This is a genomic window from Streptomyces sp. NPDC052064, from assembly GCF_055585925.1.
The window spans coordinates 288,525-304,983 of sequence record NZ_JBVJJE010000012.1 but is presented as its reverse complement, the minus strand read 5'-3'; the positions used below and the strand labels follow the sequence as shown (position 1 = coordinate 304,983).

Below are 16,459 nucleotides of genomic sequence, written 5' to 3'. Positions count from 1 at the left end.
GCTGAAGGTGGCGTCACCCGGGAGGCGGCGAGGCCGCCGGATCTGTTGGGCCGATCGGCCCGCGCTCAGTGCAGCAGGTGGCGGTTCGGGGCCTTGGCCCGCTCCTCGTGCTCCGGGAGGACGACGACCTCCGCTCCCCCGGCCGCCAGGACGCCGCTGCCGTCGGCCCCCGCCACGAAGGTGTCCGGCTCGCGCCAGGCCGTGACCACGCGTCGTACGCCCGCGTCGAGGATCAGCCGGGCGCAGGGTGCGGGACGGGAGGCGCGGCGGGCGCAGGGCTCCAGGCTGCTGTAGACCGTCGCGCCGGCGAGCCTGGGGTCGGCCGGGTCGGTCTTCGCCAGGGCCGCCTCCTCGGCGTGCACGACCGGGTCGCCGCCCTCGCGGGAGTGGCCGCGGGCCAGTTCCGTACCGTCGGCCGCGACCACCACCGCGCCGACGCTGAACGCCGTGTCCGACGGCGGGCACTGTGCCGCCAGTTCGCAGGCGAGGGTCAGCCAGTGGTGGTCGGCGGCGGTGGGGAGGGGGCCGGTGCCGGGGGCGGTCGGCTCGTAGCGCATGAGGACCACGTCCTCGATCCGCCGGGTCTCCAGCAGCCGGAGCCGGCCGGACTGGTAGCCGCCGGGTCCGAAGAGGCGGGGTGCCTCGGGGGCGCCCACGAAGAGCGGGGCGAGGACCAGCTGGAGTTCGTCGGCCAGGCCCTGGGTGAGGAGCTGGGTGTGGATCAGGCCGCCGCCCTCGACCATGAGCCGTCGTACGCCCCGGACGTCGTGCAGGTGGGTGAGGAGCCGCCGCCAGTCGAGGTCGGCGCCGAGCGGGACGACGTCGGTGGCGAGGCCGAGGGCACGGGCGCGTTCGGCGCCCTTGTCGGTGGTGTAGAGGACCTTCTCACCGCCGGTGTGCCAGAACCGTGCCGCCGGGTCGAGGTCGCCGGAGCCGCTGACGGTGACCTTGAGGGGGTACTCCGGCCGGCCGGCGGCCGTGCGGGCGGCTCGCCTCTCGGGTGAGTTGACCAGCAGGCGCGGGTTGTCGGCGCGGACGGTGCCGGCGCCGATCAGGATCGCGTCGACGGACGCCCGGACCTCGTCGACCCGGTCGAAGTCGGCCGGGCTGGACAGGAGCAGGCGTTCGGGGCCGGTGTCGTCCAGGTAGCCGTCGAGGGAGACGGCGGCGGACAGCAGGACGTACGGGTGGGGCATCGACGCTCCCGGCTCGTGGAAATACGTGGAAACTCGTGGAAGACGGCGGACTTGCGGGACGGTCTTGGTTCAAGTTTGAAACAAACCTACACTGGCCGCATGACGACTCGCTGGCTCACCCCCGAGGAGCAACGCGCCTGGCGCGCGTACATCGCCGCCTCACTGCTCCTGGAGGACGCGATCGACCGGCAGCTCCAGCAGGACGCCGGCATGCCGCACCTGTACTACTCCATCCTGTCCGTCCTGTCGGAGTCCCCGGAGCGGCGGCTGCGCATGACCGATCTCGCCGAGCGGCTGAAGATCACGCGCAGCCGGCTGACGTACGCGGTGACGCGGCTGGAGAAGGACGGCATGGTGAGGCGCGAGGCCTGCCGGTACGACAAGCGGGGCAGCATCGCGGCCCTGACCGACGACGGGTTCGCCGTACTGGAGCGGGCGGCGCCCGGGCATGTCGACACCGTGCGGAGCTTCCTGTTCGACCGGCTCAGCAAGGAGCAGGTGGGGCAGCTGGAGGAGATCTCCATGGCGATCGCGCAGGGGCTCCAGGAGGACGGGACGCGGCCGGCGTCGGACGACGTGCCGTGGCGACGGAGGTCCTCCACAGCCTGTTCGTGAGGCACGTCACAACGCACCTCGATCTCGTTGCTTCAAATTTAAAGCAAGGGTAGGGTTCCGGACGTGGATCTGCTTCAAATCTGAAGCAGCCTGCAAGCCGACGGCTGTGCAGCCGAACAGGAACGGAACCCGGAGGCCCCGCATGCCCGACACCGCCGCTGTCCTCGCCACCCCGCGCTCCCGAGTCCGGGTCCCGCTGCGCTTCCACGACGGGTACGAAGTCGACGCCGAACTCGTCACCTTCCACGGTCTGGCCGACGGCCAGGAGCACGTGGCCGTCGTCCTGGGCGAGCCCGGCCCGGTTCCGCTGGTGCGGCTGCACTCCGAGTGCCTGACCGGGGACGTGTTCGGCTCGGCCCGCTGCGACTGCGGTCCGCAGCTGCGCGAGGCCGTCGAGCGCATAGCCGAGCGCGGCGGCGTGCTCCTCTACCTCCGCCAGGAGGGCCGCGGCATCGGCCTCTACAACAAGCTCGACGCGTACGCCCTCCAGGACGAGGGCCTCGACACCTACGAGGCGAACGCGGCCCTGGGGCTGCCGGAGGACGCCCGCGACTACACGGCGGCGGCTCAGATGCTCCGCGCCCTGGGCATCGGCGAGCTGGACCTGCTCTCCAACAACCCCGACAAGGCCGCCCAGCTGCGCGACCTGGGCGTGGACGTCCGCGACCGCGTCCCCACGGGCGTCTTCACCACCGCGCACAACGTCCGCTACCTGCGCGCGAAGGTCCTCCAGACCCAGCACACGCTGCCGCTCGCCGCGCTGACGGGGCTCAACGCGAGCTGAGCCTTCCCGGCCCGGCCGGGCACCGAACGAGGCGGCTTGCCCCTCGGCTCATCGGGTACAGCCTTTGAAAGAGGGCGACCTCCGCAGTACCCGGAGCTTATGGAAAGTGACCGTTTCGTGACCGATCTCGGCGGCCCCGGAGATCCCGGGGCGAGGAGACCGGGCGATGGCCCGGAGGCCGTCGCGGCACAGATCGCCGACGCCGTGGAGAGCCTGACGGCCCTGTGGTCGGACGCCGCCCAGGAGGCGTCCCCGCGCCTGTCCCTGCACCAGCTGCGGGCACTGCGCACGCTGGAGGCGGTGCCCGGACTGAACCTGACGGCCCTGGCGGACCGGCTGGACATCGGCCTCCCCACGGCCAGCCGCCTCTGCGACCGCCTGACGGCGGCCGGCCTCCTGGAACGCGCCCCGCACCCGGACACCCGCCGCGAGGTACAGCTGTGGCTCACCACGCACGGGCAGCACGTCCTGGGCGACGTCGCCGGCCGCCGCGCACAGGCCCTGGCGACGGCGCTGGCGGCGATGGAACCGGCGGCACGGGTGGCGCTGAGCCGGGGGTTGCGGGGGTTTCTCACCGCGCGGGATGCGGATATTCCCCGGGTCGACGGGACGGACAGGGCCGACGGGACCGGTGGGACTGGCCCCGGCCCCACCGACGGGACCGGTGGGACCGGCCCCACCGGCCGGACCGACGGGACTGACCCCACCGGCCACACCGACAGGACTGACCCCACCGGCGGACCGTAACGGCGGCAAGTCCGGTCGGTCCCGCCGTAAGCCGGCCGTACAACCCGCGCCCCGTCCAACGACCCGCGCCCCACCCGCACAACCCGCGCTCCGGCCGCCCCCGCTCCCCCAAACCCGGCGCCGTCAGCCCCCCGAGCCGTGACGGCTCCCCCCACCGGCGCCGCCACCACCCAGCACCGCCACGCACGTGTCGTCCCGCACCGGACGAGCCGCGCTGCCCGCGTCCCGGAGGATCGCCGCGGCGATCACCGCCGGGTCGCAGCCGAGGAGCACGGCGTCGTCGGGCGGCGTCCAGCGGCCGGGCAAGCCGTCGCTGTGCAGGACGAGCAGGCTGTCGTCCTGCCACGGCGCCCGCTGCACGGACACGGACGCCGGGGCCTGCGCGCCCACGATGCCGGGCTGGGACAGCATCGCCTTCCAAGTGCCGCCGGTACGCAGGCGGGCGCCGACGTTGCCGATCCCCGCGAAGTGCAACCGCCCCGATCCGAGGTCCAGTTGGGCCACGGCGACGGCTGCGCCCCGGGTGCGGCGCAGGACCCGGCCCAGATGCCGCAGCATCTCGGCGGGCGGCCGGTCGGCCATGCCGTGCAGCGCGTCCGCGGCGGCGCCGGACGCCTCGGCCGCCTTGGGTCCGTGACCGAGCCCGTCGGCGAGCAGCAAGGTCAGACGGTCGTCGGCACACACCCGGCTCCAGGCGTCGCCGGAGTACTCGGCCCGGCCGAGGGGGACGTTGACGCCAGCGGCGCGCAGACCCCGCGGGGGCGTCCGATGCCGGCCGGCGGGGGGTTCGTGGTCGATCCGGGCCACGGCCACGGTGCCCCGGCCGGGGGCGCTGTGCAGGTCGAAGTCGTTCGCTGTGCGCCGGCACGTGCCGAGGCCGGCGCCCAGGGAGGCCGCGGTGGTGTAGCCGTCGCTCATCGCCGCCGCGACGTCCGGGATGCCCGGGCCGTGGTCGAGGGCGACGAGCTGCACGGACAGCCGCCGGCCGTCGGCGGGTGCGCCCTCGACGAGGTTGATGACGACGTACCCGCCGTCCGCGTGCCGCACCAGGTTGGTCGCCAGCTCCGTCGCCACGAGCGCCGCGGTCGCGGTGCGGTGCGGGCCGAGCCCGGCGCACGCGCCCGCCGCCTCGGCCGCCACCCGGACGTCCCGCACCCGGGTCGAGTCGTCCACCGGCACGTCCCACACCCTGCTCATCACGCCCCCCACCGGGTCGGCGGCACGACCGTGGCCCAGGCCGTGACGGTGACGGTGGTCCCCTGGCCGGGCCGGCTGTCCACCTCGAACTCCTGGACGAGCCGCTTTGACCCGCTCAGGCCGAGTCCGAGCCCGCCGCCGCTGGTGTAGCCGTCGGTCATCGCCTGGTCCAGGTCGCGGATGCCGGGCCCGGCGTCGACGAAGGCCAGCCGCAGGCCGGGCGACGGCCCGGTGTCCAGCGGGGTGATCTCCACATGGCCTCCGCCGCCGTGGACGAGGGTGTTGCGGGCCAGCTCACTGGCGGCGGTGACGAGCTTGGTCTGCTGCACCAGACCGAAGCCGAGCCCGGCGGCGGCCTGCCGGACCTGCTGCCGTACCCAGGCCAGGTCGGCGTCGGAGCCGATCGGCAGGCTGGCCGGCGCGGCGTGGCGGGAGGCCTGCGTCACGGACTCCCCCCGTCCCGGTACTCACCGGCGGTGAGCATCTCCATCGCGCGTTCGACGTCCAGGGCCGTACGCAGTCCGGGCAGGGTGAGCCCCAGCTCGACCAGGGTGATCGCCACTGCGGGGCGCATCCCGGCCAGCACCGTACGGGCGGCCAGCAGTCCGGCTGCGGCGGCGATCTCGGCGAGGACCCGCCCCAGGAAGGAGTCGACGATGTCCACGCCGGAGATGTCGATGACCACACCGGTCACCCGGGTGTGCGCGATCCGTTCGGTGATGTCCTGCTGGAGCTGCTCGGCCATCCCGTCGTGCAGCTCCCCCTGGAGGGTGACCAGCAGGATGTCGCCCAGCCTGAGGACCGGCACCGTGAAGCCGGGCCCGCCGGAGGGCCCGGTGGCCGGGAGCCCGAATCCCGCGGGCCCGTTCCCCGAGGGGCCGGTCATCGCGCACCCGCGTCGGCCGCCCGGAGTGGCGCGATCTCGACGCCCTGCCGGCTGAGCGCGTAGGCCAGCGCGTCCGCCAGGCTCGCGCGGGTGAGCACCGTGCCGAGGTCGATGCCCAGATGGATGATGGTCTGCGCTATCGCGGGCCGGATGCCGGAGACGATGCACTCGGCGCCCATCAGCCGGGCCGCGGCCACCGTCTTCATCAGGTGCTGGGCGACCAGCGAGTCGACCGTGGGCACGCCGGTGATGTCGAGGATGGCGTACCGGGCGCGCTCGGCGACGATCGCGTCCAGCAGGCTCTCCATGACCACCTGGCTGCGCGCGCTGTCCAGCGTGCCGATCAGCGGTACGGCGACGGTGCTCTCCCAGAGTTTGATCACCGGGGTGGCCACTTCGTTCAGTTGCTCGCGCTGCCGTGCGATCACCGCCTCGCCCGCGCTGACCGTCGTCTCCTGCACGACCAGACGCAGCGTGCCCATCAGCACGGTGAGGGCCAGCACACACTCCTGGGCCTCGGGGGCGTACGGGTCCGGGAATTCGGAACGCAGCAGCTCGGTCACCGGTTCGCGCAGCTCGGCCACCTCGTCGGCGAGCCCGTCCGCGCCGATCCCCATGCGGTCGTGGGAGGCCGCCATCCGCCCCAACTGGTCGCGCACCGCCTCGAATCCGGAGGCCCGGATGTCGTCCGGCCGCCCGGCGGCCGCCACCGCGGCCAGCGCCGCAGCAACAGACCTGCCCGCCTCCACCGCCTCGTCGCGGGAGACGGTGAAGACCGTGCGGAACAGCGCGGCGTCCGCCCACCGTTGGGCGATCTGCTCCCGGCGCCGTTCGAGGAAGGCACTCACCTGGTGTGCGGCCGGCTCCTGCTCCGCGTTCTCTTCCGACACCGACACTTGCATCGCTCCCTTGCACGGGCCGGCCGAGGTCGCGCTACGGCACCTCAGCCGTTACTTGCCATATGACAAACATTAGGGCCGGGGTACGGCACCACCAAGCAGCCGCTCGTCCACATCCCTGACCTGCGTCTGCCCCGGTCCTCACCGCCCACGCCAGTCCAGGCACACCACCAGGGCGTCGTCGTCCGGGGCGGGTCTGCCGCGGTGGCCGGACAGTTCGCGCAGGGCGGCCCGGGGCACCTCGGCGGCCCGGAGCAGCCGGGTCGACTGGATCGCCCGGGCCAGGGCGGCGCCCCCGTACGCCTCGCCGCCCGGCGAGGCGGCGTCGTGCACCCCGTCACTGACGAAGACCAGCCGGTCACCGGGCTGGACCTCGAACTCCTGGGCCACGTAGTCGGTCTCCTCGAACATGCCGAGCGGCAGCTGGGCGTCGAACGGCACCCGCTCCACCGCGCCATGGCGCAGCCGCAGCAGCCGCGGGGAGCCGGCGTCCACCGCCCGGGCCCGCCCGGTGGCCAGCTCGATGTCCAGCATGAGCACGGACAGGTAGCAGCGGCCCCGGTAGTGGGCGTACACCGCCTGGTCGGCCAGGGCCGCCTGGTCGGCGAGGGAGAGACCGGCCCGGCGCGCGTTGCGCAGGGCGTTGATCGCCAGGTTCGTCAGCAGGGAGGCCTCTATACCGTCGCCCACGCCGCTGGTGACGTAGAGACTGAGCCGGTCGGCCGTGGCGGACCAGTCGAAGTTGCCGCCGAAGATCGCGTATGCCGGTTCCAGCTGTGCGCCCAGCTCGTACTCGGGGCGGGAGCAGGAGCGACCCGGCAGCAACTGCCACTGCATCTCGGCGGACAGGGTGAGCCGGTCCCTGCGGCGCGCCTGGAGGTACACGTCGGTGTCCCGCTCGGCCACGACGACCTCGTGCCCGAGCACCTCGGCGATCTCGGCCAGTTCGCCGAGGCAGCCGTCGGCGTGCTCGCCGCCCGGCAGGGTCACCGTCAGCACGCCGAGGCGGTCGCCGCGCACGGTGACCGGCAGATGCACGCGTACTCCGTCAACCGAGTCACCCGGAAGGGTTTCCACGTACGGCTCCTGCGCGCCGAAGGCCCGGCCCGCCGGGCTGTTGGCCACGGACACCGGCTGAAGGGTGTGCGGCGGCACGGACACCGGCTGCAGCACCGTCAGTCCGTAGTCGGCCAGGTACAGCTCGACGGAGTCCGCCGCGTACTGATCGGTCAGTACGCGACGGACCGCGTCCAGCAGTTGAGGGGGTGCCGCCGAGCGCAGGGCGCGCTCGGCGGTCACGAGTCTGTTCACGATCGTCGTCACGATGGTCGAAGCCCAATCCTTGAATCCTCGGTCGGACACTTACTTGGTCCTCGGGCACGGCCCTCGGTCCCGGGGCCTGTGCCGGGCCTGGCTCGCGGCACGCCCAGGGGGTGTCCGCGAAGCCCCGTCGTCCGCCCGGAGGGCGTGCCGGGCGTCGCAGGGCAGGCGGGACTTTGCGGACACCCCTAGTACGCTGACGGCCATCCCGGTGCCTGCGAGAGTGTGACTGTGACTTCCCTCCGACCCCACCCTGAGCCAGCAGAGGTCGCCCGTGTGACCTCCACGGCCGCGGAGTTGCTGGAAGTCCTCTGGGGCCGGGCCTCTACGGCACCCGCCTCGGCGTCCCAGCTGCGCGTGCTGCTCATCCTGGAGCACCACGAGGGCATCAACCTGCGCACCCTCGCCGACTCCCTCGCCTCCACCCCGCCCTCGACCAGCCGGCTGTGCGACCGGCTCCAGGCGGCCGGGTTCGTCGAACGCGTGGTGAGCGCGGCGGACCGGCGCGAGGTACGGCTGCACCTCAGCGGCCGGGGCCGCGCCTTCCTGGCGGACCTGCGCATCCGCCGGGAACAGACGCTGCGCGCGGTGCTCGACCAGATGCCCGCCGCCAAGCGAGTCGCGCTGCTGCAGGGGCTGGAGGCGTTCTGCGACGCGGCCGCGGCCCGGATACACGACGACCGCGACGACTCCGCCGCGCCCGGTACCCGCACTGCCTGAACCGCCCGTCGTGGCACCGGGACCACCATTCCGGATCCTCCCCGCGACCGCATGACACGGCTGGATCGTTGCATCGCGGCTATAGTTGCCAAACGACAACTGTCCGCTCCGCGAGTCCCGTCGCCAACTCCTGGCCGCCGCACCGCCCCACCCTCCTGCCCGTACCGTGAGCCACCGTGCGGGTACCCCGTCACCGCCCCGACCTGCGCCGACTGTGGTCAACGTCTCGGCGGTGAGGACACGGGGCATGAGCCGGGCGACTGCGGGTAGCGGGCTGGAGGTGGCCTGTCGGGGGACGGGAGCGGGCCGGAACTACGAGGGAGGGCCCGTGACGGCGACGACGCGCATCGGCACGACGACGGATTCCGGTACCGACACCGGTGAGGAGCTGCCGCAGATCAGCGAGCCGCAGAAGCTCGCCCCGCAGGACGCGCGCGGGCTGACCGGACAGTTCCTCGAACGGCTCGCCGTGCTGGAGGAGGGCACGCCCGAATACCAGTACGCGCGCAACACGCTCATCGAGATGAACATGTCGCTGGTGCGGTTCGCGGCCCGCCGGTTCCGTGCGAGCGGCCAGGCGATGGAGGACGTCGTCCAGGTCGGTGTCATCGGGCTGATCAAGGCCATCGACCGGTTCGAGGTCTCCCGCGAGGTCCAGTTCACCAGCTTCGCGGTGCCGTACATCATCGGCGAGATCAAGCGGTTCTTCCGCGACACGTCCTGGGCCGTGCACGTGCCGCGCCGCCTTCAGGAGGCCCGTACGGAACTCGCCAAGGCCACCGAGGAACTGTCCTCCCGCCTCGGCCGCGCGCCGAAGGTCACGGAGCTGGCGGCGCTGATGAACCTCTCGGAGGAAGAGGTCGTCGAGGCCCAGGTCGCGGCGAACGGCTACCTGTCCTCGTCCCTGGACGCCGCGATCAGCGGCGACTCGGAGGAGAGCGACACCACGCTCTCCGAGTTCATCGGCGAGGAGGACCCGGCCCTCGAACTCGTCGAGGACTTCCACGCGCTGGCTCCCCTGGTCGCCGAACTCGACGAGCGCCAGCGCCTCATCCTCCACCTCCGCTTCGTCGAGGAACTCACCCAGGCGGACATCGGCAAGCGCCTCGGCATCTCCCAGATGCACGTCTCCCGCCTGATCTCCCGCACGGTGGCACGCCTTCGGTCGGGGCTGCTGGCGACGGGCTAACTGTGCTGTCGGTGCAGGTTGGTGACGCGGCTGGCTGGGGTTTGGCCGCTGATGCCGGTGTGGGGTCGGTGGTAGTTGTACCAGTCCAGCCAGTCGGGGAATACGGCCTGTCGTTCGGCGTCTGAGGTGTAGGGCCGCTGGTAGGCCCACTCGTCCAGCAGGGTGCGGTGGAAGCGCTCGACTTTGCCGTTGGTATGCGGCCGCCAGGGCCGGGTCCAGCGCGGACTGATGCCCAGGTCGCGGCAGGTGTCGCGCCAGGTGTTCTTGGTGTAGGCCCAGGCGTTGTCGGTCAGTACCCGCTCGACGGTGATGCCGCGTGCGGCGAACCAGGCGGCTGCCCGATTGAGGAAGGCCGCGCAGGTGGCTGCCTTCTCGTCGGGCAGGTCTTCGGTGTAGGCCAGGCGGGAGTGGTCGTCCAGGGCGGTGTGCAGGTAGGCGTATCCGGTGCCGTTGCGGCGGTCCTGGTTGGCCCGGCCGGCTGCCCGGCCCAGGACCTTGTGGCCGCCGCCGTCGGGGATACGGCCGAGCTTCTTGACGTCGATGTGGACCAGCTCGCCGGGCCGGGAGCGTTCACAGCGGCGGACGGGTTCGCCGGTGGCCCGGTCGGTGGCGGCCAGGGCGGGCATGCCGTGACGGCGCAGGATGCGGTGGGCAGTGGAGGCGGCGATGTTGCAGCGGGCGGCCAGCCACCGGTCCGATGCGGTGTTCGCGGCGCAGGCGCACGACCTGCTCCTCGATGGCGGCCGGGGTGCGGCCAGGCTGGTGGTGCGGGCGGCTGGAGCGGTCCTGCATTCCGGCGGCCCCCAGCTGCCGGTAGCGGTCTGCCCAGCGGGCTGCGGTGGTGTGGCTGACCTGGAAGCGTTCCGCGGCCCGCCGCAGCGGCCAGCCGTCCTCGACTGCCGGTCGCCGTCAGCGGGGCATTACGGTGGAACAACGAGGGCCTCCTGGGTGCCGGTTGTCGATGTCGCAGTCCACACCGAAACCAGAGGCCCTCGCCCCGTTCAGGGCGACGGCATGAAGGCGGGTGTTTCATGAGCAACCAGGCGATGGGCCGACGCGACCGGATGCGTGAGGCCACCCTCAAAGAGGTCCACCAGACCGCTCGGACGCTCCTGGTCGACAAGGGGGCGGCGGCGGTCACGATCAACGCGGTGGCACGCGAGAGGGCATGAGCGGACCCTCGCTGTACCACTACTACGCGAGCCGGGACGCCCTCGTGGAGGCGGTGCCCGCGGGCTTCTTCCACTACCAGGCCGGCCTGCGCTTACCGCTCTTCGAACAGTGCCTCGACGAACTGGCCGTGACCCTCGGCCTGACCACGGAGCCCTGACTACGCGGAGGATTCCAGGCGCCGCATCGAACAGGTCGACACCGTCTTCGCCCTGCACGAGGGTGATGCTCCCCCCCAGGTGCTGTGCCGGTCGAAGCTCGACGGACGCATCCGCTCACGCAACAGCCTTGAAAATAAAGCAGCGCCCGACCCGACCGAAGCCGACTCAGGCGCTGCACAGCAGGTCAGAGGGGTTACCCCCTACCCGCCTCAGGTAGGCCCTGTGGGACTCGAACCCACAACCAATGGATTAAAAGTCCACTGCTCTGCCAATTGAGCTAAGGGCCCAGGCGATGTTGCCCCCACGAGCATAGCCGGACCTGGCCGAGTCTCCGATCGGGTATCGGTGACCCGGCCGTGCCGGGGGTGTGAAAACCCTCCGAAACGGCGGAGCGCCGTGGCCCCGTCGGGACGGGGCCACGGCGCTCGTCACGCCTGTGCGTCAGCTGTTGCGCTTCCAGCGCGGCTTGTCCTCGCGGCGCTGGAAGGAACCGCCGCCACGGTGGTCGTCACGACGACCCTGCGGCCGGTCGTGCCCGGGCCGGTCGTGCCCGCCGGAACGGAAGCCCGGACGGTCGTCGCGGCGGTCCCGGTTGAAGGGACGGTCGCTGCCACGGTGCCCACCGCGCTCGTCCCGGCGGAAGCCGCCACGGTCGTCACGACGCTCGAACGGACGGCCACCGCGGTCGTCACGACGCTCGAAGGAACGACCACCACGGTCGTCGCGACGGAAGCCGCCGCGCTCACCCCGGTCGCCCCGGTCCGCCCGGTCGTCCCGGCGGAAACCACCACGGTCGCGGTCACGGTCGAAGGAACGGCCGCCACGGTCACCGTCACGGTCCCGGTTGAACCCGCCGCGGTCGTCACGACGCTCGAAGGAACGGCCACCACGGTCGTCGCGACGCTCGAACGGACGGCCACCACGGTCGTCACGACGCTCGAAGGAACGACCACCACGGTCATCACGACGCTCGAAGGAACGGCCACCACGGTCATCACGACGCTCGAAGGAACGACCACCACGGTCACGGTCAGCGGACCGGTCACGCCCGGCCCCGCCGCGCTCCTCGCGCCGCTCCCGCCGCTCGTACGGCGCGGGAGCCTCGGCGCGCTGCTCGCGCTCGGCGTCCTGCGCGGTCCGCTGCTCCGGCACCGAGATCTCGACGCCGGCCGGCACCTCCGCGGGCTCCCCGGCGACCACGGCCGCAGGCTCTTCGCCGCGCTCCCGGGCGACCCGCGCGAGCAGCCGGTCGGACTCCTCACGCAGCTCGTTCGCGCGCCGCTGCGCCCGCTCCAGTTCCTTGGTGAGCTGGGCGACCTCACGCTCGGCCTGCTGCGCGGCGTTGCCCACGGACTCGGCCTGGACCTCGGTCATCGACCGGGCGCCGGTGATCTCGGCGACCTCCGGGTCGAAGGCCGCGCCGCCCTGGATGATGTGGCGCGTGGCGTCGACGCCCGCGTCCTCCATCAGCCGGAAGATCTGACGCCGCTGGTGCGGCAGGGACAGGGACACGACCGTGCCCGTGCGGCCGGCACGCGCCGTACGGCCCGCGCGGTGCAGGTAGTCCTTGTGATCGCCGGCCGGGTCCACGTTCAGCACCAGGTCGATGCCGTCGACGTGGATACCGCGCGCCGCGACGTCGGTCGCGACGAGCACGTTGACGTACCCGTCCTTGAAGTCGGCCAGGGTCCGCGTCCGCGCGCCCTGGGTCATGCCGCCGTGCAGCGCGTCGGCCTTCACACCGGAGTCGCGCAGCTGCTCGGCGACGCGGTCGGCGCCCAGCTGGGTCCGGACGAAGATGATCGTGCGGCCCTTGCGGGAGGCGATGGCCGCGGTGACCGGCGCCTTGTCCTTGGGCTTCACGATGAGGATGTGGTGCGACATGGTCGTCACGGCGCCCTGGGCGGCGTCGACCTCGTGGCTCACCGGGTTGTTCAGGTACCGGTCGACGAGGGTCTTGATCTCGTTCTCCATGGTCGCGGAGAACAGCATCCGCTGACCGCCCGCGGGGACCTGGTCCAGCAGCTCCGTCACCTCGGGCATGAAGCCCAGGTCGGACATCTGGTCGGCCTCGTCGAGAACGGCGATCTGCACGTTCTCCAGCGAGCAGGCGCCGCGGTTGATGATGTCGCGCAGCCGGCCCGGGGTGGCGACCAGGACGTCGACGCCCTTCTCCAGGGCGTAGATCTGGTTACCCATGGACGTACCGCCGCAGACGACCTTCATCTTGAGGCCGAGGACGTCGCCGTAGGGCTGGAGCGCGTCGGCGACCTGCATGGCAAGCTCACGCGTCGGCGTGAGGATGACGGCCCGCGGCTTGTGCTTCTCGGTGCGGCCGCCGGCCAGCGTGGCCAGGGCCGGCAGACCGAAGGAGAGGGTCTTGCCGGAGCCGGTGCGGCCACGGCCGAGGATGTCCTTGCCGACCAGGGCGTCCGGAATGGTCGCGGCCTGGATCGGGAAGGGGGTGGTCACACCGTTCTGCGCGAGCTTGCGCACGACGCCCTCGGGGAGACCGAGGTCGGCGAAAGTGAGTTCGGGGGTGTCGTCGGCTGCCTCGTTCTCGGGCACGACGATGTGATCAGTACTGGCGATGGACATGCGAATGCGAAACCTTCCGGAGTCTCGTCGGCACGCGCCCGTCAACTCCGTGATTCGCGATTCGCAATACGACCGCCTCAATGCGGTCCACCACGGCAAGGGAGAGTACGCGCCACACGGCGCGCTCTGCGGTGGCGCCGGGCAAGATGGGATCAAACGATCTGCCACCATACGCACTCCGGGCCCCGCAAGGCAAACCGGACTCCGCAGGAGGCAGCGGGGACACCCTCCGTCAGCCAGCGGCCCGGAGAACCTCCCGTCGGCTCCCAACCAACCACCCCCCGGAAATGTTCCCGCCGCGGCGACGCTCACCGCAGGGCTACGCCGGCGCCCCCGCCTCCGGTGCCGGCTCCCGCTGCGCCAGCTGCGGCCCCGGCGGCTCGTGCGCCGACGACGACGGCTCCGGCTTGTCCGTCGGCTCCGGCGACGTCGTCACCTCGGTCGGCGTCGGCGTGGGCTCGGGATCGACCGTCCGGGTGGGCGTCGGCGGAATCGGCGGCTTCGGCATCGGCTTGGCCGGCTTCCCAGGCTTGTCGCGCCCCGGCGCGGACGCGCTCACCACGGCGGACGGCGACACCCCGGGAGACGCCGACTCCCCCGCCTCACCGCCCTTGCCCTTCTCACCCTTCTTGCCCTTGCCACGCCCGCGCTCCCCGTCGGCCGCCGCGCCGAGCCCGGTACCGCCGCTCGACGCCGCCGACTCACCGTCAGGTGCCGCCCCGCCGCGCTGCCCGGCGGAGTGCGACGGCTTGGCGCTCCCGCCCGCGTCGTCGTCGCCGACGCTCATACAGCCGGCGGCAGCGGCGACGGCCACGACCATGGCGGCCAAGCGGACGGGTACGTACAAGGGGCGCACGGGGCCACCTCCGGAAAGGGTGATGGAGTCAACACCTCCAACTCCCGCCGCCCACAAGAGGACACGCGCCCCGCATTCACAACCCGCTCAGCCGTAACCCAGGGCGTGAAGGCGCGCGTCGTCGATGCCGAAGTGGTGCGCGATCTCGTGCACGACTGTGATCTCCGTCTCGGCGACGACGTCCTCCCGCGACTCGCACATCCGCAATGTCGGATTCCGGTAGATGGTGATGCGGTCCGGCAGCACACCGGCGTACCACTCGCCCCGATCGGTCAGCGGAGTCCCTTCGTACAGCCCGAGCAGCTCGGGATCGTCCGACGGAGGATCGTCCTCGACGAACACCGCGACGTTGTCCATCAGTCGCGTCAACTCCGGCGGGATCCGGTCGAGCGCCTCGGCGACCAGTTCCTCGAACTCCTCGCGCGTCATCTCCAGCACAGGCCCATTGTCGGCCACGGCACAGCCGTACGAGAGCCTTCCGGCGTCGCATATCCGGCCCGGGACTTGGGCATACGGGACCAATGGCCCGCGTCCCCGCCGCAGTCCTGAGTGTCCTGAACCCCATCCGCAAGGCCCCGCACACCCTCGCCCGCCGCTACCGCTCCCGTCAGGCCCCGGCCACGATCGAACTCGTGCCGCAGCCGCACCCGTGGTCCCGTGCGGTGGGTCTCGTGGCCGTCGTCCTCCTCGGCGCCTGGCTGGGCCTGCTGGTCGTGGGCAACGTCCGGGTCCCGGTGGGCCCCATGAACACCACCATGACCCTGCGCCCCTCCTTCACCGGCGGCACCAAAATCAACGTCTCGCCCTTGGGCGCCCTCCAGCTGGACAGCCACATCGCCCCCGTCCGCCTGGACGTGAACGTCGACCAGCTCGACCCGGTCCGCTCCCAGGCCCTGGTCGACCACCCCGAACGGCTCTCCGGCCTCCAGGACGAGGTCACCCAGGACGTCGGACACGGCACCCTCGACCTGGCCGTCCGCTCCGGCATCGCCGTCGTCGGCGGCGCCACCGCGCTCGGCCTCGCGGTCTACCGCCGCCCCCGCCGCGCCCTGGCCGCGGGCGGCCTCGCCCTGACCCTCCTCGCCGCCTCGGGCGGCACGGCGTACGCCACCTGGCGCCCCGACTCCGTCCTGGAACCCAAGTTCTCCGGCCTGCTCACCTCGGCCCCCTCCCTGGTGGGCAACGCGCGCAGCATCGTCACCGAATTCGACGTCTACCAGAAGGAACTGGCCCGCCTGGTCACCAACGTCACCAAGCTCTACGACGCCACCTCGACCCTCCCGGCCTACGCGCCCGACCCCTCCACCATCCGGGTCCTGCACGTCTCCGACATCCACCTGAACCCGGCGAGCTGGAAGATCATCGCCTCGCTGGTGGAGCAGTACAAGGTCGACGTGATCGTCGACTCGGGCGACACGATGGACCACGGCACGGCCGCCGAGAACGGCTTCCTGGACCCCATCGAGGACCTCGGGGCCCCCTACGTCTGGGTCCGCGGCAACCACGACTCGATGATCACCCAGCGCTACTTGGAGGGCCTGAAGAACGTGCACGTCCTGGACGACGGTCGGGCGAAGACGATCGAGGGCCTGCGCTTCGCGGGCATCGGCGACCCGCAGTACACCCCGGACCGATCGAAGCGGCCCGGCGCCGAACAGTCCCAGGAACTGGCCGGCGCGCGCCTGGCCACGGCCCTGCGCGACCAGCGCACGGCCGGCACCCCGGTGGACATCGCCATCGCCCACGAGCCGTCAGCGGCCCGCGAGGTCGACGGCGAGGTGCCGCTGGTGCTGGCCGGCCACATCCACCACGACGAGATGGAAGTCCTGAAGTACGGCACCCGACTCCGCATCGAGGGCTCCACGGGCGGCAGCGGCCTGCGCGCCATCGAGGGCAAGCACCCCGACCCCATCGAGGCGTCGATCCTCTACTTCGACCGGGACACCCGCCATCTCCAGGCCTGGGACGAGATCGAACTGGGCGGCCTCGGCCTCACGACAGCCGAGGTCAGCCGCCACCTCCCGGAGGAGAACCAGCCCGGCGCGACCCAGTCCCCGACCACCCCCACGACGGAGTCCCCGTCGGAGTCCCCGACGCCCTCTCCCTAAACCGTTTTGGCGA

16 protein-coding genes, 1 tRNA gene and 2 pseudogenes are annotated in these 16,459 nt (G+C 72.1%); 8 read left to right on the top strand and 11 right to left on the bottom strand.

Features of this window, described 5'->3' with window-relative positions:
* Positions 1-65: 65 nt before the first annotated feature.
* Positions 66-1,196 carry a dihydrofolate reductase family protein gene (locus ACZ6TU_RS30710; RefSeq protein WP_469552236.1) on the bottom strand — a complete coding sequence of 377 codons (1,131 nt, stop codon included), beginning with the start codon at positions 1,194-1,196 and terminating at the stop codon, positions 66-68.
* A gap of 99 nt (positions 1,197-1,295) precedes the next feature.
* Between ACZ6TU_RS30710 and ACZ6TU_RS30705 the strand changes: the two genes are divergently transcribed.
* The 3 genes and pseudogenes from ACZ6TU_RS30705 to ACZ6TU_RS30695 all read left to right on the top strand — a co-directional run.
* On the top strand, positions 1,296-1,811 hold the full coding sequence (locus ACZ6TU_RS30705) for a MarR family winged helix-turn-helix transcriptional regulator (protein WP_467677754.1): 516 nt from the start codon (positions 1,296-1,298) through the stop codon (positions 1,809-1,811).
* 142 nt (positions 1,812-1,953) lie between these two features.
* Positions 1,954-2,595 (top strand): GTP cyclohydrolase II, encoded by a 642-nt coding sequence (locus tag ACZ6TU_RS30700; protein WP_467677756.1) that lies wholly within the window; start codon positions 1,954-1,956, stop codon positions 2,593-2,595.
* A gap of 117 nt (positions 2,596-2,712) precedes the next feature.
* Positions 2,713-3,192: pseudogene (locus ACZ6TU_RS30695) on the top strand (MarR family winged helix-turn-helix transcriptional regulator); the annotation flags it as partial.
* Positions 3,193-3,465: 273 nt separating this feature from the next.
* Here the strand turns inward: ACZ6TU_RS30695 and ACZ6TU_RS30690 are convergent.
* From ACZ6TU_RS30690 to ACZ6TU_RS30670, 5 genes are all read right to left on the bottom strand, one after another.
* Positions 3,466-4,539: a SpoIIE family protein phosphatase gene (locus ACZ6TU_RS30690; protein ID WP_467677758.1), complete on the bottom strand. Its 1,074-nt coding sequence runs from the start codon at positions 4,537-4,539 to the stop codon at positions 3,466-3,468.
* Positions 4,539-4,985, bottom strand: coding sequence for an anti-sigma regulatory factor (locus tag ACZ6TU_RS30685; RefSeq protein WP_469552235.1), 447 nt, complete (start codon positions 4,983-4,985; stop codon positions 4,539-4,541). The genes ACZ6TU_RS30690 and ACZ6TU_RS30685 overlap by 1 nt, the downstream gene beginning before the upstream one ends.
* Positions 4,982-5,425, bottom strand: a complete 444-nt coding sequence (locus ACZ6TU_RS30680) for an STAS domain-containing protein (protein WP_467677762.1) — start codon at positions 5,423-5,425, stop codon at positions 4,982-4,984. Before ACZ6TU_RS30680 ends, ACZ6TU_RS30685 begins: the two co-directional genes overlap by 4 nt.
* Positions 5,422-6,321, bottom strand: a complete 900-nt coding sequence (locus tag ACZ6TU_RS30675) for an STAS domain-containing protein (RefSeq protein ID WP_469552232.1) — start codon at positions 6,319-6,321, stop codon at positions 5,422-5,424. Before ACZ6TU_RS30675 ends, ACZ6TU_RS30680 begins: the two co-directional genes overlap by 4 nt.
* Positions 6,322-6,465: 144 nt before the next feature.
* Complete coding sequence (locus ACZ6TU_RS30670) at positions 6,466-7,635, bottom strand: PP2C family protein-serine/threonine phosphatase (RefSeq protein WP_467677766.1); 1,170 nt, start codon at positions 7,633-7,635, stop codon at positions 6,466-6,468.
* A gap of 234 nt (positions 7,636-7,869) precedes the next feature.
* Here ACZ6TU_RS30670 and ACZ6TU_RS30665 point away from each other — a divergent pair, with 234 nt between their 5' ends.
* Together ACZ6TU_RS30665 and ACZ6TU_RS30660 are read left to right on the top strand one after the other, a co-directional pair.
* Entirely contained in the window at positions 7,870-8,364 is a 495-nt protein-coding gene (locus ACZ6TU_RS30665) for a MarR family transcriptional regulator (RefSeq protein ID WP_467677768.1), read from the top strand.
* Positions 8,365-8,692: 328 nt separating this feature from the next.
* Positions 8,693-9,553, top strand: coding sequence for an RNA polymerase sigma factor SigF (locus ACZ6TU_RS30660; protein ID WP_467677770.1), 861 nt, complete (start codon positions 8,693-8,695; stop codon positions 9,551-9,553).
* Here the strand turns inward: ACZ6TU_RS30660 and ACZ6TU_RS30655 are convergent.
* Positions 9,550-10,487: pseudogene (locus tag ACZ6TU_RS30655) on the bottom strand (IS481 family transposase). The gene ACZ6TU_RS30660 and the pseudogene ACZ6TU_RS30655 sit on opposite strands and share 4 nt — an antisense overlap.
* A gap of 97 nt (positions 10,488-10,584) precedes the next feature.
* On the opposite strand from ACZ6TU_RS30655, the gene ACZ6TU_RS30650 reads away from it, so the two are divergent.
* Positions 10,585-10,725: a hypothetical protein gene (locus ACZ6TU_RS30650; RefSeq protein ID WP_469552231.1), complete on the top strand. Its 141-nt coding sequence runs from the start codon at positions 10,585-10,587 to the stop codon at positions 10,723-10,725.
* Positions 10,722-10,883 carry a hypothetical protein gene (locus tag ACZ6TU_RS30645; protein ID WP_469552230.1) on the top strand — a complete coding sequence of 54 codons (162 nt, stop codon included), beginning with the start codon at positions 10,722-10,724 and terminating at the stop codon, positions 10,881-10,883. Before ACZ6TU_RS30650 ends, ACZ6TU_RS30645 begins: the two co-directional genes overlap by 4 nt.
* A 215-nt stretch (positions 10,884-11,098) precedes the next feature.
* Here ACZ6TU_RS30645 and ACZ6TU_RS30640 read toward each other — a convergent pair.
* The 4 genes from ACZ6TU_RS30640 to ACZ6TU_RS30625 form a co-directional block, all read right to left on the bottom strand.
* Positions 11,099-11,171 (bottom strand) — tRNA-Lys (locus ACZ6TU_RS30640).
* Between the two features lie 154 nt (positions 11,172-11,325).
* The gene (locus ACZ6TU_RS30635) at positions 11,326-13,482 is read right to left on the bottom strand and encodes a DEAD/DEAH box helicase (protein WP_469552228.1); all 2,157 of its coding nucleotides are present in this window, start codon (positions 13,480-13,482) and stop codon (positions 11,326-11,328) included.
* A 319-nt stretch (positions 13,483-13,801) separates the two neighbouring features.
* Positions 13,802-14,338 (bottom strand): hypothetical protein, encoded by a 537-nt coding sequence (locus ACZ6TU_RS30630; protein WP_469552226.1) that lies wholly within the window; start codon positions 14,336-14,338, stop codon positions 13,802-13,804.
* Positions 14,339-14,425: 87 nt separating this feature from the next.
* On the bottom strand, positions 14,426-14,776 hold the full coding sequence (locus tag ACZ6TU_RS30625) for a metallopeptidase family protein (RefSeq protein WP_059420586.1): 351 nt from the start codon (positions 14,774-14,776) through the stop codon (positions 14,426-14,428).
* A gap of 83 nt (positions 14,777-14,859) precedes the next feature.
* On the opposite strand from ACZ6TU_RS30625, the gene ACZ6TU_RS30620 reads away from it, so the two are divergent.
* Positions 14,860-16,446, top strand: a complete 1,587-nt coding sequence (locus ACZ6TU_RS30620) for a metallophosphoesterase family protein (RefSeq protein WP_469552225.1) — start codon at positions 14,860-14,862, stop codon at positions 16,444-16,446.
* Positions 16,447-16,459 lie beyond the last annotated feature (13 nt).